Genomic DNA, 21,707 nt, shown 5'->3' on the forward strand with positions numbered 1-21,707 from the left:
TTTATGGAATGGGACCGATGCCCCTCATGGAACGCGAGACGCGCCCCTGTCTGAAAGAGGGCGCGTCATGGCATGGCTGGATAGCAAGCGCAAGACTGGAAGGAGGATTTATTTGGGTGGGATCCGATCCGGAAACGGCCTTGCGCTTTTCGCCGCGCCGTCCTTGAGTTCGAGACCGCGCCAAAGCGAAACGGGCGCCCTCTCGGCGCCCGTTATCTATCACTCGGCCGCGATGGCGGTCGGCGTTTCCTCTTCGTGCGGCGGTTTTTCCTTGCGCTTGCCGAGGCGGCCGACGAAGTCGTTCAGGCGGTTCATCTCGAGGAAGATGACCGGCGTGATGAACAGCGTCAGGATCTGCGAGACGACGAGACCACCGACGACGGCGATACCGAGCGGCTGGCGAAGCTCCGAGCTGGCGCCGCCGCCGACGGCGATCGGCAGCGCGCCGAGCAGGGCGCAGAAGGTCGTCATCATGATCGGACGGAAACGGCGCACGCAGGCTTCATGGATCGCTTCCGCGGGCGATATGCCGCTGGTCGATCGAAGCGTTTCCAGCGCCACGTCGATCATCATGATCGCGTTCTTCTTGACGATACCGATCAGCATCAAGAGGCCGATGAGTGCGATGATCGACAGGTCGAAGCCGAAAAGCTTCAGGGCGAGCAGCGCGCCGAGGGCGGCGGCCGGCAGACCGGAAAGGATGGTCAGCGGGTGGATGAAGCTTTCATAGAGAACGCCGAGCACCACATAGATCGTCAGCACGGCGGCAAGGATCAGGTAAGGCGTGCTGCCCTGCGACTGCTGGAAGATCTGGGCGGTGCCGCCGTAGGACGTGAAGACGTCCGCCGGCACATTGAGATCCTTCTTGATCTGTTCGATCTGAGCGGTGGCGTCGCCGAGTGCTTCGCCGGCCGGCAGGTTGAAGGACACGGTGGTCGAAACGAGCTGTCCGGTCTGGTTGATGGTGACCGGACCTGTCGTGCGTTCGACATGCGCGAAGTTCGACAGCGGAACGAGAGCGCCGCTTGCCGAGGCGATCTGGATCTCCTGAAGCTTCTGGTCATCCCAGGGCTTGCTGGTGTCGAACTCGACGATGACGTCGTAGCTATCGCCCGTGGATTGGATCTGAGCGGCTTCGTAGCTGCTGAAAGCCTCTTCCAGCGTGGTGCGCAACTGGTTGTTATTGATGCCGTAGGCCGCCGCCTTTTCGGTATCGACGACGATATTGGCTTGAAGCGCATTATTCTGCTCGTCCGACGTCACGTCGGTAAAGCGCGGATCGCGCCGCATGCTGTCTTCGATCTTGTTGGCCCAGAGGTTGGTCTGGTCGGCACTCAACGCCTGGACGACGAGCTGATACTGGCTGGCCGTCTGGCGGCCGCCGAAGCGCAGGCTCTGCTGTGGCGTGATGAAGGCCTTGATACCGGCGATCTTGCCGATGCTGGCGCGCAGTTCACGCAACGTCGTATCCAGGGGCTCACGCTGATCCTTCGGCTTCAACTCGACGAACATCGTGCCGTTGTTCAACGGCTGGCGCGCATTGCCGCCGACGATCGACATGACATGCGCAACGGCGGGGTTCTGCTTGATGGCCGCTGCCGCCTGATTCTGCAGATCGCGCATGGCCGTATAGGAAATGTCCTGACGGGCCTGGGTGGATATCTGCAGGCGGCCGATATCTTCCTGCGGGAAGAAGCTCGCCGGCAGCACCATGAACAGGTACACGGAGAGACCGATCGAGCCGGCAAAGCAGAGAAGAACGATGCCACGGTTGCGCAGACACCAGGCGACACCCCTGTCGTAGCCGCGCTGGACCCAGTCGAAGCCGATATTGAAGAGGCGGACCGGCAGCGGTGGCGGGCGGTGGTCGTTGGAAAGCCGGGAGCTGAGCATCGGCGTGACGGTCAGGGAAACGATCGCCGACGACACGATGGCGATGGCGACCACCATACCGAATTCGTTGAAGATACGACCGACCACGCCGCCCATCAGCAGGATCGGAATGAAGACGGCGATCAGCGAGATCGACATCGAGATGATGGTGTAGCTGACTTCCGCCGAGCCCTTGATCGCCGCCTGCAGCACCGGCATGCCTTCTTCGACGTGCCGCAATATGTTTTCAAGCATGACGATGGCGTCGTCGACCACAAGGCCCACCGCGAGCGTCAATCCTAGCAGTGAGATGTTATCGACGCTGTATCCGAGCACATACATCATGCCGAATGTCGCGATCAGCGATAGCGGCACGGCAAGACCCGGAATGATCGTTGCCATCAGCTTGCCGGTAAAGAGATAGATGACCAGGACGACAAGGCTGATCGTCAGCATCAGCGTGAATTTGACGTCGGCGATGGCATCGCGGATCGGCTGTGCCGAATCGTTCATGATGCTCGTCTTCACCGAAGCCGGGATTTCAGCGTGCAACTGCGGCAGCTTGGCATTGATCGCATCGACCACGTCGACGGTGTTGGCGTCCGGCTGACGCTGGACGGCGAGAATGATCGCCCGCTTGCCGTCATACCAGGAGCCCGTATTGGTATTTTCCACACTGTCCTGGACGTCGGCGACATCGCTCAGATGGATCGGCGCCCCATTGGGGTTGGCGATGACCAGCGTGCGGAACTGCTGGGCGTTGAGCAGCTGCGTGTTGGCGTTGACCGTCATGCTCTGCGATTTGTTCTGCAGAGTGCCGATTGGAACTTGGCTGTTGGCGTTGGCAAGCGCGGTGTTGACGGTATCGATACCGATGCCGCGGTCCTGCAGCTTGCTCGGATCGACTTCGACACGCACGGCATAGGTCTGCGCGCCATAGACGGTCACCTGGGCGACACCGGAAATGGTCGACAGCGACGGCGAGATGATGTCTTCGGCGATTTCATCGAGTTTGCTGCGCGGCATCGTATCGCTTTGTACGGCCAGAAGCAGGATCGGCGCATCGGCCGGGTTGGTCTTGCGATAGCTCGGCGGCACGGTCAGATTGTCGGGCAACTGGCGCGTCGCATTCGAGATTGCCGCCTGGACGTCTGCGGCGGCCGCATCGATATCGCGGCTGAGGTCGAACTGCAGAACGATGCTCGTATTGCCGAGCGAGTTCGTCGACGAGATTTCACTGATGCCGGGGATAGTTTCGAACTGTTTGATCAGCGGCGTCGAAACCGAGGTCGCCATCGTTTGCGGGGAGGCGCCGGTCAGCTGAGCGGTAACGTTGACGGTGGGAAAGTCGACCTGGGGCAGGGCCGCCACGGGCACGAGCTGATAGCCGGCCAAGCCGGCCATGACTACACCCAGGGCCAGAAGTGTCGTCGCAACCGGCCGTTGGATACAGAAATTGGGTATCATTGCTGTGCTCCAACCGTGATCGTTTCGGTTTTCTGACCCGACTCGCCGTCGGCCGAGGCGACATTCTGAGATTTGCCGTCGTTGAACTGTTCGACAACGCTCTGACCGTCGTTGAGCTGCACCTGGCCTTCGACCACCACATGGTCGCCTTCTGAAAGACCCGTGGCGACGGCGGTGAAGCCTCCGTTCTGGCGGGCGACGGTGACCGGAGTCATATGAACCTTATTGTCCTTGACGACGAAGGCGTAGAAGCCCTCGGCACCGGGGCTGACTGCGACCGTGGGCGCGACGATGACTGGTTGGCTGTCGTTGAAATGCACGACGATATTGACCGACTGGCCGGGCCAGATTGCGCCATTGGCATTGTCGAACTTCGCCTTGGCGAGGATGGTGCCGGACGCGGCGTCGACCTGGTTGTCATAAAAGCTCATCGCGCCCTGGCGCGACTTGCCTTGCTCCGACCGGGGAACGGTGCTGACCGGCACGGATCCGGTCTTCATCGCTTCTTCCAGTTCGCGAAGATGGCTCTCCTGCAGATGGAACTTGACGTAGATCGGATCGTACTGCGCGATCGATACGATCGCCGTGCCGGGGCTCACATAGGCGCCGACGCTGAGAGCGACGTCGCCAAGGCGGCCGTTGTAGGGCGCGCGGATCTGGGTGTTCTCGAGCAGGACCTGATCGGAGGCGAGCTGCGCCTTGTCGCCGTTGACCGTCGCCACCGCGGTATCGCGCGCCGCAACGGCCTGGTCCAATGTCTGCTGCGTGCCGGCGCCGTTCAACAGGCTCTTGGCGCGGGTGAGGGCGGATTCGGCTTGGGTCAGGGTTGCCTGATCCTTGGCCAGCGTCGCCTGGTCCTTGTCGACCGAGGCCTGGGCCGTGCGCGGATCGAGCTTGGCGATCAGATCGCCGGCTTTGACCATGGCACCGTCCTGGGCTTCGATCGAAACGATGATGCCAGATTCCTGTGCGGCGATCGTCGTCGTATCCTGCGCATCGGCCCAGCCGGTGGCGGTAACATCGTTGGCCAACGTCGTTTTCGTGACCGCCACGGTCTTGACGACCTGGGCGGCGGCCTGGCGTTTGCCATGGCCGCCGGCATCCGCCGTCTTGGCGCTGTCCTCGGTTTTGGCGGATGCCTTGTCGACGAAAGCGGACATAAAGGGAATACGGTCGCGGTAATTCCATATTGCAAAGGCGGCAATAACGAGAAAGCCGAGAGAGAGCCAGAATTTCTTCATATTTAAGAACCGGTCGAGGCGAGTTGCGGGAAATGCGATGACTTCGAAGTGGATTTGTTGCGGCGCAAACAAAGATGGGTTTCGCTGCAACTCCTCACATCGCCGTTACCGCTAACGTTCGGTTATTCTGTCCCTATAACGCGAATTCATGAACGCCATTCCGCCGCAATTTACCACAGTTCGCGGTGGTGAAAAATTAAAGCTTGGAAAGCTTTGCCGGCACGACGCTTCTCGCAGCGCAGCAAATGATCGAAATGACTATTTTTTGATTGCCGCCATGTAATAAAACTGAGGCGAAGCCGATTTTTGCTGGGTTTATCTTGAAGTGGCGAGTCCCGCCGCCATGACGAGACTCGCTGTTACTCACGCAATTGTGTTGCCTTTGGTGGTTTCAGTCCGCCTCTTCTAGCGCGTGAAAGTTGTTATTTAGAGCGACCGCGCCGCGCCGCCGTCGCAGCGGATCATCGAACCGGTCACATAGCTTGCGGGTTCGCTGCAGAGGAAGGCTGCGGTGGCGGCGAATTCCTCGACGCGGCCGTAGCGGCCGGCGGGGATGCGCTGTTGCCGCTCGGCACTGATGTCCTCCAGGCTTTTGCCGCTGCGTTTGGCCGCGGCATTATCGAGGTCGGCCAGCCGGTCGGTGGCGATGCTGCCCGGCAGCAGCATGTTGACGGTGATCCCATGCGCCGCCACTTCTGTCGCCAACGTCTTGCTCCATCCGGCAAGCGCGGGGCGCAGCGTGTTGGACAGAGCCAGATTGGAGAGCGGCTCGATGACGCCGGAGGAGGCAACGGTGAGGATACGCCCCCATCCTTGCGTCTTCATGCCTGGCAACAGCGTATTGGTGAGCGTGATGATCCGCGCCACCATGGACAGGAAATAAGTCTCCAGCCGCTCGGCGGTTATATCCTCCGTCGTCCCCGGCGTCGGCCCGCCGCTATTATTGACGAGAATGTCGAGGCCGCCGAGCTTGTCGGTAACCGCCTTGCTGACGACGTCTACGAAGTTCTCGTCGTTGAGATCAGCCCAGATCCAGTCGGCCCGGCCTTTGCCTTCGGCATTGATGGCCTTACAATTAGCTTCCAGCCGTTCGCCGCTGCGGCCGCAAAGCAGGACATTGACTCCTTCACGCGCCAACGCCACTGCGATGCCGTGACCCAATCCCTTGGACGAGGCGAGAACCAGCGCCCGCTTACCCTTGATGCCGAGATCCATCCTGTTCATCCTTCACAGTGTTTGAGTCTTTCAGGCGGAATTTATAGAGCGTCGCAAACTGCTTTTGAAAGTTGAATGCCAACAAACGACAGCGAAATACGGGTTAAAATATTGACGTTAACGTAAGCGTAATTTAACGTGATTGCCGTGTTGGGTGAATTGGAGGATTGCCTGTCGCTTCCCGGCTCGACAATCCTCTCCCGTTTTGACAAGAGATAATCGAAATGGGGAAGACGCCCAAAGGGGACAAGGCCGCGCATCCGGTTCAATCGGAGCCTGGCCAATCGGAGAGAGTGAATGACTGACGCCAGCGAGCTGCCTGAACGCGAGAGCATGGAATTCGACGTCGTGATTGTCGGGGCGGGACCTGCGGGCCTGTCGGCGGCGATCCGGCTGAAGCAGGTCAATCCGGACCTGACGGTCGTCGTGCTCGAGAAGGGCGCCGAGGTCGGCGCGCATATCCTGTCGGGCGCCGTCGTCGATCCTGTTGGTATCGATCGGCTGCTGCCTGGCTGGCGCGAGGAGGAGGGGCATCCCTTCAAGACCGAGGTGACGGCCGATCACTTCATGCTTCTGGGTCCCGCCGGTTCCATCCGCTTGCCGAATTTCGCCATGCCGCCGCTGATGAACAATCACGGCAATTATATCGTCTCACTCGGCAATGTCTGTCGCTGGCTCGCCGAAAAGGCGGAGGCGCTGGGCGTCGATATCTATCCCGGCTTTGCCGCGACTGAAGTGCTCTATAATGACGACGGCGCCGTCATCGGTGTCGCCACCGGCGATATGGGCATCGAGAAGAATGGCGAGCCCGGCCCGAACTATACCCGCGGTATGGAGCTGCTCGGCAAATATGTGCTGATCGGCGAAGGTGTGCGCGGCTCGCTCGCCAAGCAGCTGATTGCCAAGTTCGATCTGTCCAGAGACCGCGAGCCGCAGAAGTTCGGCATCGGCATCAAGGAGCTCTGGCAGGTCAAGTCCGAGAACCACAAGCAGGGTCTCGTGCAGCACTCCTTCGGCTGGCCGCTCGGCATGAAGACCGGCGGCGGGTCCTTCCTCTATCATTTGGAAGACAATCTGGTTGCCGTCGGCTTCGTCGTGCACCTCAACTACAAGAACCCCTATCTCTATCCCTTCGAGGAATTCCAGCGCTTCAAGACGCATCCGGCCATTCGCGGCACGTTTGAAGGCGGCAAGCGCATTTCCTATGGCGCCCGCGCCATCACCGAGGGCGGATATCAGTCGGTGCCGAAGCTGTCATTCCCCGGCGGGGCGCTGATCGGCTGTTCGGCCGGCTTCGTCAACGTGCCGCGCATCAAGGGCAGCCACAATGCGGTGCTCTCGGGCATGCTGGCTGCCGACAAGATTGCAGACGCAATCGCCGCCGGCCGCGCCAATGACGAAGTCATCGAGATCGAGAACGAATGGCGCGCAAGCGACATCGGCAAGGATCTGAAGCGCGTGCGCAACGTCAAGCCGCTGTGGTCGAAGTTCGGCACGGCGGTCGGCGTGGCACTCGGCGGCCTCGACATGTGGACGAACCAGCTCCTCGGCTTCTCTTTCTTCGGCACGCTGAAGCACGGCAAGACCGACGCCCAGTCGCTGGAGCCGGCGGCCAAGCACAAGAAGATCGACTATCCGAAGCCGGACGGCGTCCTCACCTTCGATCGTCTCTCCTCGGTGTTCCTGTCGAACACCAATCATGAGGAAGACCAGCCGGTTCATCTCAAGGTCAAGGATATGGCGCTGCAGAGGAATTCGGAACACGATATCTTTGCCGGCCCCTCGACCCGCTACTGTCCGGCCGGCGTCTATGAATGGGTGGAGAAGGACGGCGAGGAGACCTACGTCATCAACGCCCAGAACTGCGTCCACTGCAAGACCTGCGACATCAAGGATCCCAACCAGAACATCAACTGGGTCCCGCCGCAAGGCGGCGAGGGGCCGGTCTATCCGAATATGTGATCGGGATGGAGGAGACCGGGCGGGATATCTACACGATACGCTTGGCTCGCCCGGCCGAACTGCACCTGCTGGCCGCCATCGAGGTGGACGCGTTTTGGGCACTGCACGATGCCGGCGCGGTTGCCTGCGAACCGACGTCCCTGCCGATCGATGTGCTCCGGCAATCCCTGGAGGCGGATCTGTTGTTCGTCGCAGCCGATGCGCTGGACCAGCCGTTCGGCTTCCTCGCAGGGATCGCGATGGCAGATGCTGTCCATATTGCCGAAATCGATGTTATCCGGCATTGGCAGAAAAAGGGCGTCGGGCGTCGCTTGATGCAGGCTGCCGTCGAGACAGCGCGGGCGCGCGGCGCATCGGGTGTCACGCTGACGACGGACCGTCATGTCCCCTTCAACGCGCCATTCTATGCCTCGCTTGGCTTCCGCATATTGGATGATGGCGAGAGGTCTGCGGAGCTATCGCGGATCCTGGAAAGGGAGGTCGAGCATGGCGCCGACCCGGCTCGCCGGGTTGCGATGGCGCTGTGGTTCTGAGTTAAGATAGTGCGGCAATTCCAAGGTACTTAATGTCGAAGGCTGCCAATGGCAGCCTTCAATCTTTCCCTATACTACTGCTGATGTGCTCATTTCCGTGACAACAGCCCCGTCGACAGCGCGACACCCAATCCCGTAACCACCGCCGCCGAGATTTCGGCCATGCCGAGTGGCTCGCCCAGCAGCAGCCCGCCGCCGAAGGTGGCAAGTACCGGGGTGATGGCAGTGAAGGCGGCGGCTTGCGTACCGCCCAGAGCCTGGACGGCAAGGCCGTAGGCGAGGGTGGCGGCGAGGCCGGAAAGTAGGCCCTGGCTCACGATCTGCAAACCGATTTCGGGTAGCGGGATGGAGGCGAGCGAACTGCCGAAGATGAAAGCCAGTCCGACGTGGATGAGGAACGACCAGACGGCGATGATGGCGCTCGACTGGACGGCGTTCAGGCCGGAGCGGCGGAAGGCGTGGGTGTAACCGGCCCAGAGCAGCGCGCCGAGCGGCAGCAGGGTGAAGCTGATCCAGGATACCTCGGCGCCGGAAAGGCTGCGCACCAGAAGAATGACGACCCCGGCGACGATGCCGCCAAGGCCGAGCCAGCGGGTGATATCCGGACGCTCACGAAACAGCAGCACACCGATCAGCGCGGCCGCCAGCGGCATCGAGCCGCCGAGCAGGATGCCGGCCGAGGCGGCGGGTGTGAAGTGGATGGCGAAGGTGGTCAATTGGAAGAACAGCGCGCCAGAGCCGCAGACCATTAGCGCCAGGAGTTTCAGCGGCACGCCTTTCGGCAGCAGGCCGGTGCGCAGCCAGACAGGGGAGAGCACCAGCGCTGGAATGCCGTAGCGGATCAGGCCGAGGTCGATCGTGCTCATCTGTGTTTCAGCGGTGTGGCGGGTGGCCAGGATCCAGTTGGCCCAGATCAGCACGGTGATGATGGCGCCGGCATAGCCGATCGCGGCGGGCATCGTCTTGCGGGAGGAGAAGGTCAAAGCGGTCATCGACATATCCTTTCTAACCGTCCGGATCATCATCCGGTTGAAAAAAAGATAGCGCCGGAGGCCGAGGCATGTCCTTGCTAGTTATAGCTCATGGAACATGCTATGAACCATAATATGCCAATTTAAGCAGTTGGATTTCGCAAAAATGCCAAAACTGGATAAATTCGATATTGCCATTCTCAACTGTCTTCAGGAGGATGCGCGCGCCACCAATGTCGAGATCGCCGAGAAAGTGAACCTCTCTCCGTCGCCCTGTCTGAGGCGCATCCGCAATCTGGAAAAATCCGGTTTGCTGCGCGGCTACCGCGCCGATATCGACCGCAAGGCGGCAGGTCTCGGCCTGACGGTTTTCGTCGAGCTCAAGGTCGGGCATCATTCGAAGGAAAATTCCGAGGCGCAGCAGGCGGCATTGCTTGCGATTCCCGAGATCGTTTCCTGCCATTTGATTTCAGGAACGGCCGACTTTCTGGCCGAGGTCGTGGTGGAGGATTTGGCGGCCTATGAAAAGGTGATGTCGGAAAAGCTTCTCGTGCTGCCCGGTGTCTCCGACCTGCGCTCGAATTTCGCCATCCGTACTCTCAAGACCAATGGCGCCCTGAAGCTGCCTCAGCCGCTCTGAAACGAAAAAGGGGCCGTCGCCGGCCCCTTCGATATCAGGATTTCGATTGCCCTCAGAGCATCGTGCCACTGAGGATCAGCAGCGCGACCGAGAAGTAGATCACCAAGCCGGTCACATCGACCAGCGTTGCAACGGCCGGAGCCGATGCGCTGGCCGGATCGAGCCGCAGTCTCTGCAGCAGGAACGGAAGCATCGAGCCGGCAAGCGAGCCGAAGGTGACGATACCGATCAGTGCGGCGAAGACGGTCAGGCCGACCAACTGCCAGTGCGGGCCGTAGTCGAACAGGCCGATGGTCTGCCAAAGCACGACGCGGGCGAAGCCAACAAGACCGAGGATGGAGCCGAGCACCATGCCGGTCGGCAGCTCGCGCAGGGCGACACGCCACCAGTCCGAAAGCTTGAGTTCGCCGAGCGCCAGTGCCCGGATGATCAGCGAGGTCGCCTGCGAGCCGGAATTGCCGCCAGAGCTCATGATCAGCGGGATGAACAGCGTCAGCACGACGGCCTTTTCCAATTCGCCTTCGAAATGCTGCATGGCGCTTGCCGTCAGCATTTCGCCGAGGAAGAGGGCGGCGAGCCAGCCGGCGCGCTTACGGATCATGCCGGCAAAGCCGATCTTCATATAGGGCTGGCCGAGGGCTTCCATACCGCCGAACCTCTGAGCTGCCTCCGTCGTGTCGGCAATCATCGTGTCGATGACGTCATCGACCGTGACGATGCCGAGCATGCGACAGTTTTCGTCGACAACCGGCAGCGCGAGCAGGTCATGGCGGCGGATCAGGCGAGCGACATCCTCCTGCTTCATCAGCGCGGGCGCAGTGACGGGCGTGCCCTTCTGCGCGACCGTCAGGATGCAGGCGTCGGGCTCGCCGGTGATGAGGCGGCGCAGCGTCACGACATGCAGCAGCGCTTGCGTTTCGTCGTCCAGCACATAGATCGCATAGACGGTTTCGCGGGAGCGTTCGACCTGGCGAACATGGTCGAGCGTCTGGGCGACGGTCCAGCTGGCGGATACGCTGACGAACTCTGTCGTCATGATGCCGCCTGCCGTGCGCGGCGGGTAGCCCATCAGGCCCTGGATCGCAACGCGAACCGGCTCATCGAGGGTGGCAAACAGCCGGGTGCGCGCGTCACCGTCCAGTTCCAGCAGGACGTCGGCCACGCGGTCGTTGGACATGCCATGCAGCAGCCGTGCGGCGTCGGCATTGCTCATGACCTCGAGAATGGCAGAGGCGTTGCGCAGTTCCGGCCGGTCGAGGATACGCACGGCGCGTTCCTCCGGCATTTTGGCGAGGATGCGTGCGGCTTCCTTCGCGTCGATCGCATTCAGCGATTCGACACGTTCCGCGATGGTGACGGCGCGGTTGTTATTGATGAATGCACGAGCGGCATTGCCGGCCCGCACAGGAAAGCTGTTGATGTTCATTATAGCTCGCCTTTCCAGTCGATCTGCCGTCGCGGCGGATCGTGGCGAGCCGACAGGAGTCGGTTACTGCACGAAGGCCACTGACGGCAAAGGCAATCGACTACTACTGTCGCTAGGCATCGTAAGATGGCTCCGGTTAATCGGTATGGAAAACGCCGTTCCCCACATGGGGCAGAAGTCGCTCCGAAGTGGCGAAAAGTCAAGTGGCAGAGACGGTTAATGCCATAATGTCGCAGAAAAAATTCGATTGCACGGCCAACGACTTTTGCATTGCAGCAATCACTATTTCAGAAGGATCAAAAATGGCTTGGCCGGGCGTTCTGCACCCGGCCGTTTGAGCGAAGGAATGAGCCTCAGAAACCGGCCAGGACGACCTTGCCCTTCATCTTGCCGGTCTCGACCAGCGCATGTGCCTTCTTCAAATTGGCAGCGTTGATCGTGCCCAGCGTTTCGGTCAGCGTCGTGCGGATCTTGCCGGTGTCGACCAGATCGGCGACCTTGGTCAGCAGCCTGTGCTGCTCGATCATGTCGGCCGTATTGAAGAGCGGGCGGGTGAACATCATCTCCCAATGGATCGAGATCGCCTTGCGCTTGAAGGGGACGATATCGAGCACCTTCGGATCGTCGATCAGCCCCAAGCGGCCCTGCGGCGCGATGATCTCCAGGATCGCGGCAATATGATCGCTGGTGTTGGTGGTCGAGAAGACGAAGGCGGGGGCGCCGATGCCAAGAGCTTCGATCTGCGGGGCCAACGGCTTGGAGTGATCGATCACATGGTGGGCACCGAGTTCCTTCACCCAGGTCTGGGTTTCTGGCCGCGAGGCGGTGGCAATCACGGTGAGGCCGGTGAGCGCCCGGGCGATCTGAATGGCGATCGAGCCGACGCCGCCCGCACCGCCGATGATGAGAATGGTATTGGCAGCACCCGGAACCGGGTCCTGAACCTTGAGGCGGTCGAATAAGGTCTCGTAAGCGGTGATCGAGGTCAGTGGCAAGGCAGCAGCAGCTGCGAAATCAAGGCTCTTCGGCTTGGCGCCGACAATGCGTTCGTCGACCAGATGAAACTCGACGTTCGAGCCGCCACGATTGATGGCGCCGGCGTAGAAGACTTCGTCGCCGGGCTTGAACATGGTGACGTCGGGACCGACTGCCTTGACGATGCCTGCGGCGTCCCAGCCGAGTACCTTGTATTCGCCCTCGGCAGGGGCGGCGCTGGCGCGAACTTTGACATCGACGGGATTGACGGACACAGCCTTGATTTCGACCAGGAGATCGCGGCCCTTGGCTTCGGGTGTCGGGAGGTCGATGTCGAGAAGCGACGTCTCGGCGGAAATGGGCTGCGGGATCTTGTAGGCGATGGCACGCATGGCAAACTCCTGTCTTTGTTGCACAGGATCCAGATGCGTCTTATGATCGGAAGATGCAAGAATGCACAAATTATATACGTAGTACCCAAAAGGATACTGTCGATGTCGCTGCCCCGCGCCAAACTCGTTCAGAATTTCCCCGGTTGCCCGGTCGAGGCGACGCTGAGCCTGCTCGATGGCAAGTGGAAAGGCGTGATTCTGTTCCATCTGATGGAGGGGACGCTGCGCTTCAATGAAATCCGCCGCAAGCTGCCGTCGGTGACGCAGCGCATGCTGACGAAGCAGCTACGGGAACTGGAAGTGTCCGGCCTGGTCTCGCGCACCGTTTTCCCGGTCGTGCCGCCACGCGTCGACTATGCGCTGACGCCGCTTGGCACCAGCCTTGAGCCGATCATCAAGGCGATGGCCGTCTGGGGTGAGGAAAATGTCCTCTGCCACACCGGCATGCAGCAGGTGCGGCTTTCGCCGGCCTCATGCGTTCCGGCTGTTGCGCTCCAGGGCAACTGATATCCCGAAGACAACAAGGCCGAGGACAGAGAGCACTGCGCCGACATAACCGGTCGCGGCGGCAGTGAAGCCCCAGGCGATCACCATGCCGCCGAGCCAGGCGCCGAGCGCATTGGCAATATTGAAGGCGGAATGATTGGAGGCGGCTGCAAGCGTCTGTGCATCGGCGGCGACATCCATCAGCCGAGTCTGCACGGCGGGGCAGGCAGCAAAGCCGCAGCCGATCAGGAAGACACAGAGACAGAGCATGACCGGATTGGCGGCGGTCAGCGAAAACAGCGTCATGACGATGACGTTGAAGACCATCATCCCGCCGATCGTGCCCTTGATCGACAGATCGCCGAGACGCGAGCCGACGACGTTGCCGACATTCATGCCGATGCCGAAGAGCGCCAGCACGACCGGCACCATGGCGGTTCCCATGCCGGCAACCTGCGTTGTTGTCGTTGCGACATAGCTGAAGACCGAGAACATGCCGCCGAAGCCAACGGCTGCGATGCCGAGCGTCAGCCAGACCTGGATGCGCTTGAGTGCGCCGAGTTCACGAGTAATGCTGGCGCCTTCCTCAACCCGGTCCTTGGGCAGGAATAGGGCGATCAGCAGCATGGTCGCAAGGCCGATGCCGCCGACCAGCATGAAGGCCGCGCGCCAATTCAGGATCTGGCCGAGGAAGGTGGCGATCGGCGTGCCGATCAGGGTGGCGATGGTGAGGCCGAGCATGACTTGGCCGACGGCGCGGACGCGGCGATGAACCGGCACCATCGAGGCGGCCACAAGCGCAGCGACACCGAAATAGGCGCCATGCGGCAGGCCGGTAATGAAGCGCAGGGCCGCAAAACTTTCGAAGGTCGGAGCAAACGCGCTGGAAATGTTGCCGGCGGCAAAAATCGCCATCATCAGCAAAAGCAGCGTGCGCCGCGCCATCTTGGCGGCGAGAATGGCGATGATCGGCGCACCAACGACGACACCGAGCGCATAGGCGCTGATGACATGGCCCGCCTGTGGGGTCGTTACCCCGAATGCGTCGGCGACATTCGGCAACAGGCCCATGATAACGAATTCACCGGTACCGATGCCGAAGCTGCCGACCGCGAGAGCCAGAGTGACGAGCGCGATCGCGGCGCGCGACGGTGCCTCGAGGACGGATTGGGAATCGATGACGTCGGCAGTGATATCGCTCACGAAAACTCCAAGGCGGCAATTATGTGCAAGTGCCGCGAGGCAGGCAGCGAAACCCGGCATGCAGGGATCGAGCACAACATAGAAACTGAAAAGACTGGGAAGGCACGAACATGCCTTAATCGATTATATTAGTCAGGGCTGCACCTCTGTCGCGTGCATTTTTTGCAGTGCAGCATATCGCCTCGTGCATACGTGTTCGCGCAGCCTTGCCCATCTGCCGCCGGCCGTGTTGGTCACAAGCGGCACTGATTGCTTGAAATCGCTCTGGTTGGAACCATCTGTGAAGAAGCAGGCGTGGGGATCAGCTCCTTCCTGGGATCCAATTGCTGAGAAAACCGAGAGCATTTATGAAACTGATCGGCTTTTTCAACCGCGATGGCGGCACGTTCAAGACCACTGATATGGCCGCCTATGAGAAGAAGGCGGAACAGGTTTTCCGGGACGCAGGCCACGAGTTCGAGGGCCTGGTGGTCTCGGGCCGCGAGGTGGTGGCGGCAATGGAGCGCGCGGTGCGGCGCGACGATATCGATGGCATTGTCGCCGGCGGCGGTGACGGCACGATTTCGGCTGCCGCCGCGGTCGCCTGGAAGAACGGCGTCGCGCTCGGCGTCATTCCGGCTGGAACCATGAACCTCTTCGCGCGGTCGCTGAAGCTGCCGCTCGATATCTGGCAGGTGCTGGACGTGCTGGCGACCGGCGAGGTCGAGCAGGTCGATATCGGCAGTGCCAACGGCCGGCCCTTCATCCATCAGTTTTCCGCCGGCCTGCATGCGCGCATGGTGCGCTATCGCAATGGCTATACCTATCGCTCGCGCATCGGCAAGATGTCGGCCAGCACCCGCGCCGCCTTCGGTGTCGTGTTCAATCCACCGGAGTTTGCCGTCGATTTCGAGGCGGAGGGTATTCGCGAGCACCGGCATGTCTCGGCGATTTCGGTCTCCAACAATCCCTTTGGCGCCAACGCGCTGCTTTATGCCGACGATCTTCGCAGTGGTGAGCTCGGCTTCTACACGGCAAGGCCCCTGCGGCCGCTGGGCGTGGCACGGCTTGCCGTCGATATGCTGCGCGGCCGGTTCCGCGAGAACGCCGATGTCATGGTCATGCATACGCGTGAAGTGCGCCTGCATTTCCCGAAGCTGCGCAGCCTCGCCAATTGCGTCATGGACGGCGAACTGCTGCCGCTGGAGCGCGATGTCACGCTCAAGCTGCATGCCGGTGAGCTGAAGGTGATGATTAGGCAGGGCACGGCCGCGCGCGCGGCTGAAGAACAGGCGATCCGTAGTGCGGCCGTCTGAAGTTCTTCAGAGACGCGGCAGATAGGTCCGATAATCGAAATCGGACACGGTGCGCAGGTGGCTGATCGCTTCCTTGTGCTTGGTGTCGCCATAGAGCTTCTGATAGCGCTCTCCGAAAATATCGGCGATGAAAGGGGAAGCGCGAAAGCGCTCGACGGCGGTCAGGAAATCATGCGTCAGCCGTGGCGCGTCGGCCGGCACATGGCTCGGCGTCGTCTCCTCGCCGGGATCGAGATCCTTCTCCAGTCCAAGCAGCATGCCGCCCAGGATCGCCGCCAGCATCAGATATGGATTGGCATCGGCGCCGGCGACGCGGTGTTCGATGCGCGCAGCCGGCCCATCCTTCTCGGGGATGCGTATGGCGGTGCCGCGATGGCCGTAGCCCCAAGTGAGGTCCACTGGCGCAAAGGAGCCTGGCTGGAAACGCCGATAGGAATTGGCGTAGGGCGCAAAGACCAGCTGCGCATCCAGCAGCGTCTGCAGCAGGCCGGCAGAGATCGATTTCAGTTTCACCGGCTCGCCGCCTGCCGCGTCGAGAATATTGCGGCCTTTACTGTCGATGATGCTGGCATGCACATGCAGGCCGGAACCGGCATGGTCGGTATAGGGCTTCGCCATGCAGGTCGATTTCAGGCCGTGTTTGCGCGCCGCTTGTTCGGCCACCCTTTTCAAGAGGATGCAGTCGTCGGCGGCGGCGAGCGCATCCGGGCGATGCAGCAGATTGACCTCGAATTGGCCGGGACCGAACTCCGCCGTCGTCGCATCTGCCGGCAGGCCTTGCGCCTTGGCATAGGTGCGCAAAGTCTCGAGATAGTCGCCGAGCAGATCGACGGCATCCATGTCGTAGAGCTGGTAGCCGTTCGGCTCGCCGCGATACATCAGCGCTGGGGGTGGCGAGGGGATGTCGCGCTCGCGCCAGTCGCCGGCAAGCAGATAGAATTCCAGCTCGGTCGCAACCACGGGCGTCAGGCCGAGCGTCTTGTAACGTTCGAGGACGGAGCCGAGGATCGCGCGTGGGTCCTGGAAGCTCGGGCTGCCGTCAAGCTCATGCATGGTGGCGACTACCTGCTTCGATCCCGGCGGCGCCCAGGGCATGTCGGCCAGCGTGCGTGGATCGGCGATGCAGATACCATCAGGGTCGCCGATCGTCATCGACAGGCCGGTGATCTCGTCATTGTCATAGCCCCAGATGTCCAGCGATTGCGTCGAGGTCGGCAAGCGGACTGCGCCGCTCCAAACCTTCTTTTCGGCTTCGATGGGGATCTGCTTGCCACGAAGGCGGCCGTTCATGTCGGCGATCAGCACTTCGATGCGTGCCGTACCCTTGGTCGCGTTGTCAGCCGCCATGCCCTTGTCATTCCCCGATGCTCACGTCATGGTCGTAAACGATCGAAGCCAGCCTTTCAATCCGATAGGGATTCTGCAAACGATGTCCGACACTTCCAGCCGCTCCAATCTCGCCGCCATTGATGCCGCTCATCATCTCCATCCCTTCGCGGACATGAAGAAGTTGAACGCCGACGGCGCCCGGATCATCCAGCGCGGCCAGGGCGTCTACATCTTCGACAGCAACGGCAATAAATATCTCGATGGCTTTGCCGGGCTCTGGTGCGTCAATATCGGCTACGGGCGAACGGAAATTGCCGATGCCGCCATCCGGCAGATGAACGAGCTGCCCTATTACAACACCTTCTTCGGCACGACGACGACGCCTGCGACCTTGCTGTCGCAGAAAGTCTGCGCCCATGCCGGCCCGCATTTCAACCATGTCTTCTTCACCAATTCCGGCTCGGAGGCCAACGACACCTGGTTCCGCATGGCGCGCGTCTATTGGAGAGCTATCGGCCAGCCGGCGAAGAAGACCGTCATTGCCCGCAGGAACGGTTATCACGGCTCGACCGTCGCCGGCGCCAGCATGGGCGGCATGAAATACATGCACGAACAGGGCGACCTGCCGATCCCCGGCGTCGTCCATATCGGGCAGCCCTATTGGTATGCCGAGGGCGGTGATCTCTCGCCGGAGGAATTCGGCCTGAAGGTCGCTCGCGAATTGGAAGAAAAGATCGACGAGTTGGGCGAGGACAATGTCGCCGCCTTCATCGCCGAGCCGGTGCAGGGAGCGGGCGGCGTCATCATTCCGCCCGCGACTTATTGGCCGGAGATCGCCCGCATCTGCAAGGCAAGGAACATTCTCCTCGTCTGCGACGAGGTGATCTGCGGCTTTGGAAGGCTCGGCTCCTGGTTCGGCTATCAGCATTTCGGCGTAGAGCCCGATCTGGCGCCGATCGCCAAAGGTCTGTCATCGGGCTATCTGCCGATCGGTGGCGTGCTGGTTAGCGACCGCATCGCCGATGTGCTGATCAACGAGGTCGGCGAGTTCAACCACGGTTTCACCTATTCCGGTCACCCGGTCTGCGCAGCCGCCGCATTGGAAAATCTCCGGATCATCGAGGATGAACGGCTGATCGAGCGCGTTCGCGACGACATCGGCCCTTATTTCGCCAAGGTGTGGGGCAGCCTCGCGGACCATGAGATGGTCGGCGAAGCGGTGAGCATCGGGTTGATGGGCGCGTTACAGCTCGCCGCCGACAAATCCACCCGCCGCCGCTTCGAAAAGCCGGATGCCATCGGCTCGGCCGTCCGCAACCACGCCTTGACCAATGGTCTCGTCCTGCGTGCCACCGCAGACCGCATGCTGGCTTCGCCGCCGCTGATCATCAGCCACGATCAGGTAGACGAGATGGTCCGCATCACCTGGCTGGCGCTGGATGCCGTCTGGTCTGAGGCGAAAGGCTAGTCAGCTCTTGTTCGCCGGGGACGGCGCGTCCCACTTGCCGGCCTTGTGCAGGGCAAGCGTCAGTGCCGCGACATGAATGACCTGGATCATCTTGCCCTCGAGCGCCAGCCCGATAGCCTGCCGGATCGGCATGCGAATGAGGCGGATCCGCTCGGTCGGATCGTCCGAGGGCTTCTCGGTGAGCTCGACATTGCGGGCAAGTACGATATGGCAAAGGTTGGTGTGGGTGGCCGGGTTGGCGGCAAGGCTGCCCACATATTCCCATTCAGGAGCAGAGAGCCCGGTCTCTTCCCTCAGCTCTCGTGCCGCAGCCTCGACCGGGCTTGCATCACTCGCGTCGACCGCACCGCCCGGCAGCTCCAACGCAACGACACCCAGACCGTGGCGATATTGCTGGACCAGATAGATGTTGTCCTCGGCATCAAGTGCTACCACTTCCACCCAGTCTGGATATTCCAGCACGTAATAGGGCGCAATCTCCACACCCTCCGCAGTGACGCAGGTGTCGGCCCGGACTTTCAGCCAACGGTCATGCAGCAGATGGGTGGAGCTTTTGACCTGCCATGGCGGAAGATCGGTGGAGTCAGGCAGCGTGTTCTCAGGCGTATCGGTCGGGTTCATCAGCGGTTCCGGCGTTGAAATCGAGCAGCAGTCCCCGCGGATCGGATGGTCGGCGGTTATTTCGGGTAGACCCAGGCATAGGCGAAGGACATCATATCACCGGGTTTGCCGCTCATATACTGAACATCCGCGAGCTTGACCTCCGGTGCGGCATATTGCGGACCGAGCGTGTCATGCAGCCAGGTCGTCAACGGCGCCGGCATTCCCGTGCCGTCACTTCTCGGCTGCCAGACGACGAGGATCGGCCGGTCTGCGGTCCACACGTAGTCTGCCGTCAGATTTCCGAAGAAGAGCGACATGGTCGGCACATCGGGTAGCTGCAAATGCAGATTGCCGGCCGGCAACCAGTTGTCCGTCAGCATCAGCCCCGGCTTCTTGCCTTCCGCCTGGACGACCTGGCGTACGAAGGTGGGGTAGGGGCTGTTGTAATGTTCATAGGAGCCGAAAAGCAGCGGAAATCTGGCGCAAATCAAAAGCAGCACCGGGACGAACAACATCATGGCCAAAGGGACAAAGAAGAAGCGTTTGCCGAAATCCGCCGCCCTGACGCCAGCCACTTCCATCTTCAGGCAGGCATAGATCGGCAGCAGGAACAGAAAGGGCATCAGCCAACGGTCCCGCAGTGCCGTCATGCCGATGGCAACGATAAGGATCAGCACCAGTACGGCGATTACGGCGAACAGGACTTCAAAAAAACGCGTCCATTCGTTCGACTGCCGCAAGCTCCCTAAGAAGCTTTTCCCGAAGACGAGCCAATAGACGAGGAGCGTCGGCGCCACGATGACGACGACCAGCTTCACGAATTCCAGCGGTCCCTTCAGCAGCTTGGTAAAGGCGCTTTTGGGTGCATTCTGCCCCATAATCCCCAAGGTGCGTCCGGAGGCGATGTCGAGATTGTGGACCAGCCAGAGCCCGTGCGGCAGGAAGATCAGAGCCGAGATCAGCAGGGTCAGCAGGAAACGTTTGTCGAGGATGCGCGCACGGCCCTGCGGATGCATCAGGACCGCGACGGTGGCGGCAGCGGCAAGCAAAGCGAAATTATATTTCGACAGCATGCCGATGCCGAGCGCTACGCCGGTGAGCACGTAGGAGCCTGTACTCGGGGCCTTCAGCGTGCGGATCGCGCCATAGAGGAAGAGATTGATGGCCAGGAGCTGCGTCACCGTATGCGTCAGGTCGCGCTGCGCCTCCCAGAAGAGCTGCGGCATCGTCAGCAGCGACAGGGTGGCGATCGCCGCGAACACCCTGTCCGACAGCACTTCCTTGGCCAGCTTGTAATAGCTGAAATAGACCAGGAACAGGACGACATTCTTGACGATGGAGATTGTCGTCAACGACAGGCCGAAGATGGAGACGACCAGCGCCTGCACCCAATTATAAAGCGGCGGCTGCGAATCGTAGCCGAGCGTCAGCCATTGCGAGAACAATGCCTGCTGCGACTCGTCGTAGCGCATGCCATGCGGCATGGCGAGCCGCACGACGAACTCGAGAAGGAAGTAACCGGCAAGCAAGAGGAGGATAACATCTGGCCGGCGGACCAGAAGTCTATGCATCCAAATCGTTCCGATCGAATATCTTGCGGACGATATAATTCGGCGACAGATCGTCGCGATAATAGATGCGCGCGATCATTTCCGAGAGAATCCCCGTCGTGATCATCTGCACGGACGACAGCAGCAGCACGATGCCGACCAACAGCAGCGGCCTGTTGCCGATATCGTCGCCGAAGATGAACTTGTCGATGAAGAGCCAGAACAGCACGATTGCGGCGAGCGCTCCGAGGCCAAGGCCGAGAGAGCCGAAGAAGTGGCCCGGCCGTGCCTTGTAGCGCATGAAGAACATCACTGACAGCAGGTCGAGAATGACCCGGAAGGTTCGCGAGATCCCGTATTTCGACGTGCCGTGCTGGCGCGCGTGATGTGTGACCGGGACTTCGCCGATGCGGGAGCTCGGTACGACGCCGGCGACCCAGGCGGGGATGAAGCGATGCATTTCGCCCATCAGCTTAACCTGCTTGATGATCGTGGAGCGGTAGATTTTCAGGCTGCAGCCATAGTCGTGCAGCTTGACGCCGGTGATGCGGCCGATGAGGTAATTGGCGCACCAGGAGGGGATCTTGCGCAGGAGAAGCCCGTCCTGACGGTTCTTGCGCCAGCCGACGAGCAGGTCGAGCTGCCGGCGCTCCAGTTCGTCGACCATCGAGGGGATATCCTTCGGGTCGTTCTGCAGGTCGCCGTCCATGGTGGCGATCAGCCGGCCGGTGGCGGCGTCGATGCCGGCCTGCATGGCGGCGGTCTGGCCGAAATTGCGCTGAAGCTCGACGATGCGCAGCGTCAGCCCCTCACGCCCGAGCGAGCGGCGGGCATTGGCGAGCGTGGCGTCGGTGCTGCCGTCGTCGATCAGGATCAGTTCCCAGGGCTTGGTGAAATCCACCATCGCGGAACAGATGCGCTCGATCAGCGGTCCGACGCTTTCTTCCTCATTAAAGACGGGCACGACCAGCGAAAGCTCAAGGGCGCTCGCGGTATCGGCCAGGGAGAGGATCGACTCTGCCGTTGTCTGCAACTCTTCTTTCTCCTAAAAGACCGGCAGAACCTGCCGGACGGAGCGA

Annotated in this window: 18 protein-coding genes; 7 read left to right on the forward strand and 11 right to left on the reverse strand. The window is 61.1% G+C overall.

The window, feature by feature from the left end; genetic code table 11:
* Window positions 1-219: 219 nt before the first annotated feature.
* Window positions 220-3,339, reverse strand: coding sequence for an efflux RND transporter permease subunit (locus tag RRH01S_RS04710; RefSeq protein WP_007693195.1), 3,120 nt, complete (start codon window positions 3,337-3,339; stop codon window positions 220-222).
* Entirely contained in the window at window positions 3,336-4,580 is a 1,245-nt protein-coding gene (locus RRH01S_RS04715) for an efflux RND transporter periplasmic adaptor subunit (RefSeq protein ID WP_042470464.1), read from the reverse strand. The genes RRH01S_RS04710 and RRH01S_RS04715 overlap by 4 nt, the downstream gene beginning before the upstream one ends.
* A gap of 148 nt (window positions 4,581-4,728) precedes the next feature.
* Here RRH01S_RS04715 and RRH01S_RS35090 point away from each other — a divergent pair, with 148 nt between their 5' ends.
* On the forward strand, window positions 4,729-4,863 hold the full coding sequence (locus RRH01S_RS35090; protein WP_256367187.1) for a hypothetical protein: 135 nt from the start codon (window positions 4,729-4,731) through the stop codon (window positions 4,861-4,863).
* Window positions 4,864-5,006: 143 nt separating this feature from the next.
* On the opposite strand, the gene RRH01S_RS04720 is transcribed toward RRH01S_RS35090, so the two are convergent.
* Window positions 5,007-5,795 (reverse strand): SDR family oxidoreductase, encoded by a 789-nt coding sequence (locus RRH01S_RS04720; RefSeq protein WP_007693193.1) that lies wholly within the window; start codon window positions 5,793-5,795, stop codon window positions 5,007-5,009.
* Between the two features lie 297 nt (window positions 5,796-6,092).
* Here RRH01S_RS04720 and RRH01S_RS04725 point away from each other — a divergent pair, with 297 nt between their 5' ends.
* Both RRH01S_RS04725 and RRH01S_RS04730 read left to right on the forward strand, forming a co-directional pair.
* A complete protein-coding gene (locus tag RRH01S_RS04725) occupies window positions 6,093-7,757 on the forward strand; it encodes an electron transfer flavoprotein-ubiquinone oxidoreductase (protein WP_007693192.1) in 1,665 nt (554 codons plus the stop codon).
* A 5-nt stretch (window positions 7,758-7,762) separates the two neighbouring features.
* The gene (locus RRH01S_RS04730) at window positions 7,763-8,290 is read left to right on the forward strand and encodes a GNAT family N-acetyltransferase (protein WP_012651160.1); all 528 of its coding nucleotides are present in this window, start codon (window positions 7,763-7,765) and stop codon (window positions 8,288-8,290) included.
* Window positions 8,291-8,379: 89 nt separating this feature from the next.
* Here RRH01S_RS04730 and RRH01S_RS04735 read toward each other — a convergent pair whose 3' ends face one another.
* Window positions 8,380-9,282, reverse strand: coding sequence for a DMT family transporter (locus RRH01S_RS04735; RefSeq protein ID WP_007693190.1), 903 nt, complete (start codon window positions 9,280-9,282; stop codon window positions 8,380-8,382).
* Between the two features lie 145 nt (window positions 9,283-9,427).
* Between RRH01S_RS04735 and RRH01S_RS04740 the strand changes: the two genes are divergently transcribed.
* A complete protein-coding gene (locus RRH01S_RS04740) occupies window positions 9,428-9,901 on the forward strand; it encodes an Lrp/AsnC family transcriptional regulator (protein WP_007693188.1) in 474 nt (157 codons plus the stop codon).
* 52 nt (window positions 9,902-9,953) lie between these two features.
* Here RRH01S_RS04740 and mgtE read toward each other — a convergent pair whose 3' ends face one another.
* Entirely contained in the window at window positions 9,954-11,327 is a 1,374-nt protein-coding gene (gene mgtE / locus RRH01S_RS04745) for a magnesium transporter (RefSeq protein ID WP_007693187.1), read from the reverse strand.
* A gap of 353 nt (window positions 11,328-11,680) precedes the next feature.
* Complete coding sequence (locus tag RRH01S_RS04750; RefSeq protein ID WP_007693186.1) at window positions 11,681-12,694, reverse strand: zinc-binding alcohol dehydrogenase family protein; 1,014 nt, start codon at window positions 12,692-12,694, stop codon at window positions 11,681-11,683.
* 102 nt (window positions 12,695-12,796) lie between these two features.
* Between RRH01S_RS04750 and RRH01S_RS04755 the strand changes: the two genes are divergently transcribed.
* On the forward strand, window positions 12,797-13,201 hold the full coding sequence (locus RRH01S_RS04755) for a winged helix-turn-helix transcriptional regulator (RefSeq protein ID WP_007693184.1): 405 nt from the start codon (window positions 12,797-12,799) through the stop codon (window positions 13,199-13,201).
* Here RRH01S_RS04755 and RRH01S_RS04760 read toward each other — a convergent pair.
* A complete protein-coding gene (locus tag RRH01S_RS04760; RefSeq protein ID WP_007693183.1) occupies window positions 13,166-14,383 on the reverse strand; it encodes an MFS transporter in 1,218 nt (405 codons plus the stop codon). The two genes, RRH01S_RS04755 and RRH01S_RS04760, sit on opposite strands and share 36 nt — an antisense overlap.
* 347 nt (window positions 14,384-14,730) lie before the next feature.
* Between RRH01S_RS04760 and RRH01S_RS04765 the strand changes: the two genes are divergently transcribed.
* Window positions 14,731-15,678 carry a diacylglycerol/lipid kinase family protein gene (locus RRH01S_RS04765; RefSeq protein ID WP_042470199.1) on the forward strand — a complete coding sequence of 316 codons (948 nt, stop codon included), beginning with the start codon at window positions 14,731-14,733 and terminating at the stop codon, window positions 15,676-15,678.
* Window positions 15,679-15,684: 6 nt separating this feature from the next.
* Here the strand turns inward: RRH01S_RS04765 and RRH01S_RS04770 are convergent, their stop codons facing one another.
* Window positions 15,685-17,025, reverse strand: a complete 1,341-nt coding sequence (locus tag RRH01S_RS04770) for a glutamine synthetase family protein (RefSeq protein WP_042470202.1) — start codon at window positions 17,023-17,025, stop codon at window positions 15,685-15,687.
* Between the two features lie 82 nt (window positions 17,026-17,107).
* Here RRH01S_RS04770 and RRH01S_RS04775 point away from each other — a divergent pair, with 82 nt between their 5' ends.
* Window positions 17,108-18,475, forward strand: a complete 1,368-nt coding sequence (locus RRH01S_RS04775; RefSeq protein ID WP_042470467.1) for an aspartate aminotransferase family protein — start codon at window positions 17,108-17,110, stop codon at window positions 18,473-18,475.
* On the opposite strand, the gene RRH01S_RS04780 is transcribed toward RRH01S_RS04775, so the two are convergent.
* The 3 genes from RRH01S_RS04780 to RRH01S_RS04790 are packed head-to-tail and all read right to left on the reverse strand — an operon-like array spanning window position 18,476 to window position 21,661.
* Window positions 18,476-19,096: an NUDIX hydrolase gene (locus RRH01S_RS04780; RefSeq protein ID WP_007693173.1), complete on the reverse strand. Its 621-nt coding sequence runs from the start codon at window positions 19,094-19,096 to the stop codon at window positions 18,476-18,478. It lies immediately after the preceding gene.
* A gap of 56 nt (window positions 19,097-19,152) precedes the next feature.
* On the reverse strand, window positions 19,153-20,649 hold the full coding sequence (locus tag RRH01S_RS04785; RefSeq protein ID WP_007693172.1) for a glycosyltransferase family 39 protein: 1,497 nt from the start codon (window positions 20,647-20,649) through the stop codon (window positions 19,153-19,155).
* Window positions 20,642-21,661: a glycosyltransferase family 2 protein gene (locus tag RRH01S_RS04790; protein ID WP_007693168.1), complete on the reverse strand. Its 1,020-nt coding sequence runs from the start codon at window positions 21,659-21,661 to the stop codon at window positions 20,642-20,644. Before RRH01S_RS04790 ends, RRH01S_RS04785 begins: the two co-directional genes overlap by 8 nt.
* Window positions 21,662-21,707 lie beyond the last annotated feature (46 nt).

This window comes from Rhizobium rhizogenes NBRC 13257 (assembly GCF_000696095.1).
GTDB classification, from domain to species: domain Bacteria; phylum Pseudomonadota; class Alphaproteobacteria; order Rhizobiales; family Rhizobiaceae; genus Rhizobium; species Rhizobium rhizogenes.

Bases quoted from the DNA above. Each gene is read 5' to 3' on its own strand.
- RRH01S_RS04710 (WP_007693195.1), bottom strand. From the start codon at position 3,339: ATGATACCCAATTTCTGTATCCAACGGCCGGTTGCGACGACACTTCTG.
- RRH01S_RS04715 (WP_042470464.1), bottom strand. From the start codon at position 4,580: ATGAAGAAATTCTGGCTCTCTCTCGGCTTTCTCGTTATTGCCGCCTTT.
- RRH01S_RS35090 (WP_256367187.1), top strand. From the start codon at position 4,729: ATGAACGCCATTCCGCCGCAATTTACCACAGTTCGCGGTGGTGAAAAA.
- RRH01S_RS04720 (WP_007693193.1), bottom strand. From the start codon at position 5,795: ATGGATCTCGGCATCAAGGGTAAGCGGGCGCTGGTTCTCGCCTCGTCC.
- RRH01S_RS04725 (WP_007693192.1), top strand. From the start codon at position 6,093: ATGACTGACGCCAGCGAGCTGCCTGAACGCGAGAGCATGGAATTCGAC.
- RRH01S_RS04730 (WP_012651160.1), top strand. From the start codon at position 7,763: ATGGAGGAGACCGGGCGGGATATCTACACGATACGCTTGGCTCGCCCG.
- RRH01S_RS04735 (WP_007693190.1), bottom strand. From the start codon at position 9,282: ATGACCGCTTTGACCTTCTCCTCCCGCAAGACGATGCCCGCCGCGATC.
- RRH01S_RS04740 (WP_007693188.1), top strand. From the start codon at position 9,428: ATGCCAAAACTGGATAAATTCGATATTGCCATTCTCAACTGTCTTCAG.
- mgtE (WP_007693187.1), bottom strand. From the start codon at position 11,327: ATGAACATCAACAGCTTTCCTGTGCGGGCCGGCAATGCCGCTCGTGCA.
- RRH01S_RS04750 (WP_007693186.1), bottom strand. From the start codon at position 12,694: ATGCGTGCCATCGCCTACAAGATCCCGCAGCCCATTTCCGCCGAGACG.
- RRH01S_RS04755 (WP_007693184.1), top strand. From the start codon at position 12,797: ATGTCGCTGCCCCGCGCCAAACTCGTTCAGAATTTCCCCGGTTGCCCG.
- RRH01S_RS04765 (WP_042470199.1), top strand. From the start codon at position 14,731: ATGAAACTGATCGGCTTTTTCAACCGCGATGGCGGCACGTTCAAGACC.
- RRH01S_RS04770 (WP_042470202.1), bottom strand. From the start codon at position 17,025: ATGGCGGCTGACAACGCGACCAAGGGTACGGCACGCATCGAAGTGCTG.
- RRH01S_RS04775 (WP_042470467.1), top strand. From the start codon at position 17,108: ATGTCCGACACTTCCAGCCGCTCCAATCTCGCCGCCATTGATGCCGCT.
- RRH01S_RS04780 (WP_007693173.1), bottom strand. From the start codon at position 19,096: ATGAACCCGACCGATACGCCTGAGAACACGCTGCCTGACTCCACCGAT.
- RRH01S_RS04785 (WP_007693172.1), bottom strand. From the start codon at position 20,649: ATGCATAGACTTCTGGTCCGCCGGCCAGATGTTATCCTCCTCTTGCTT.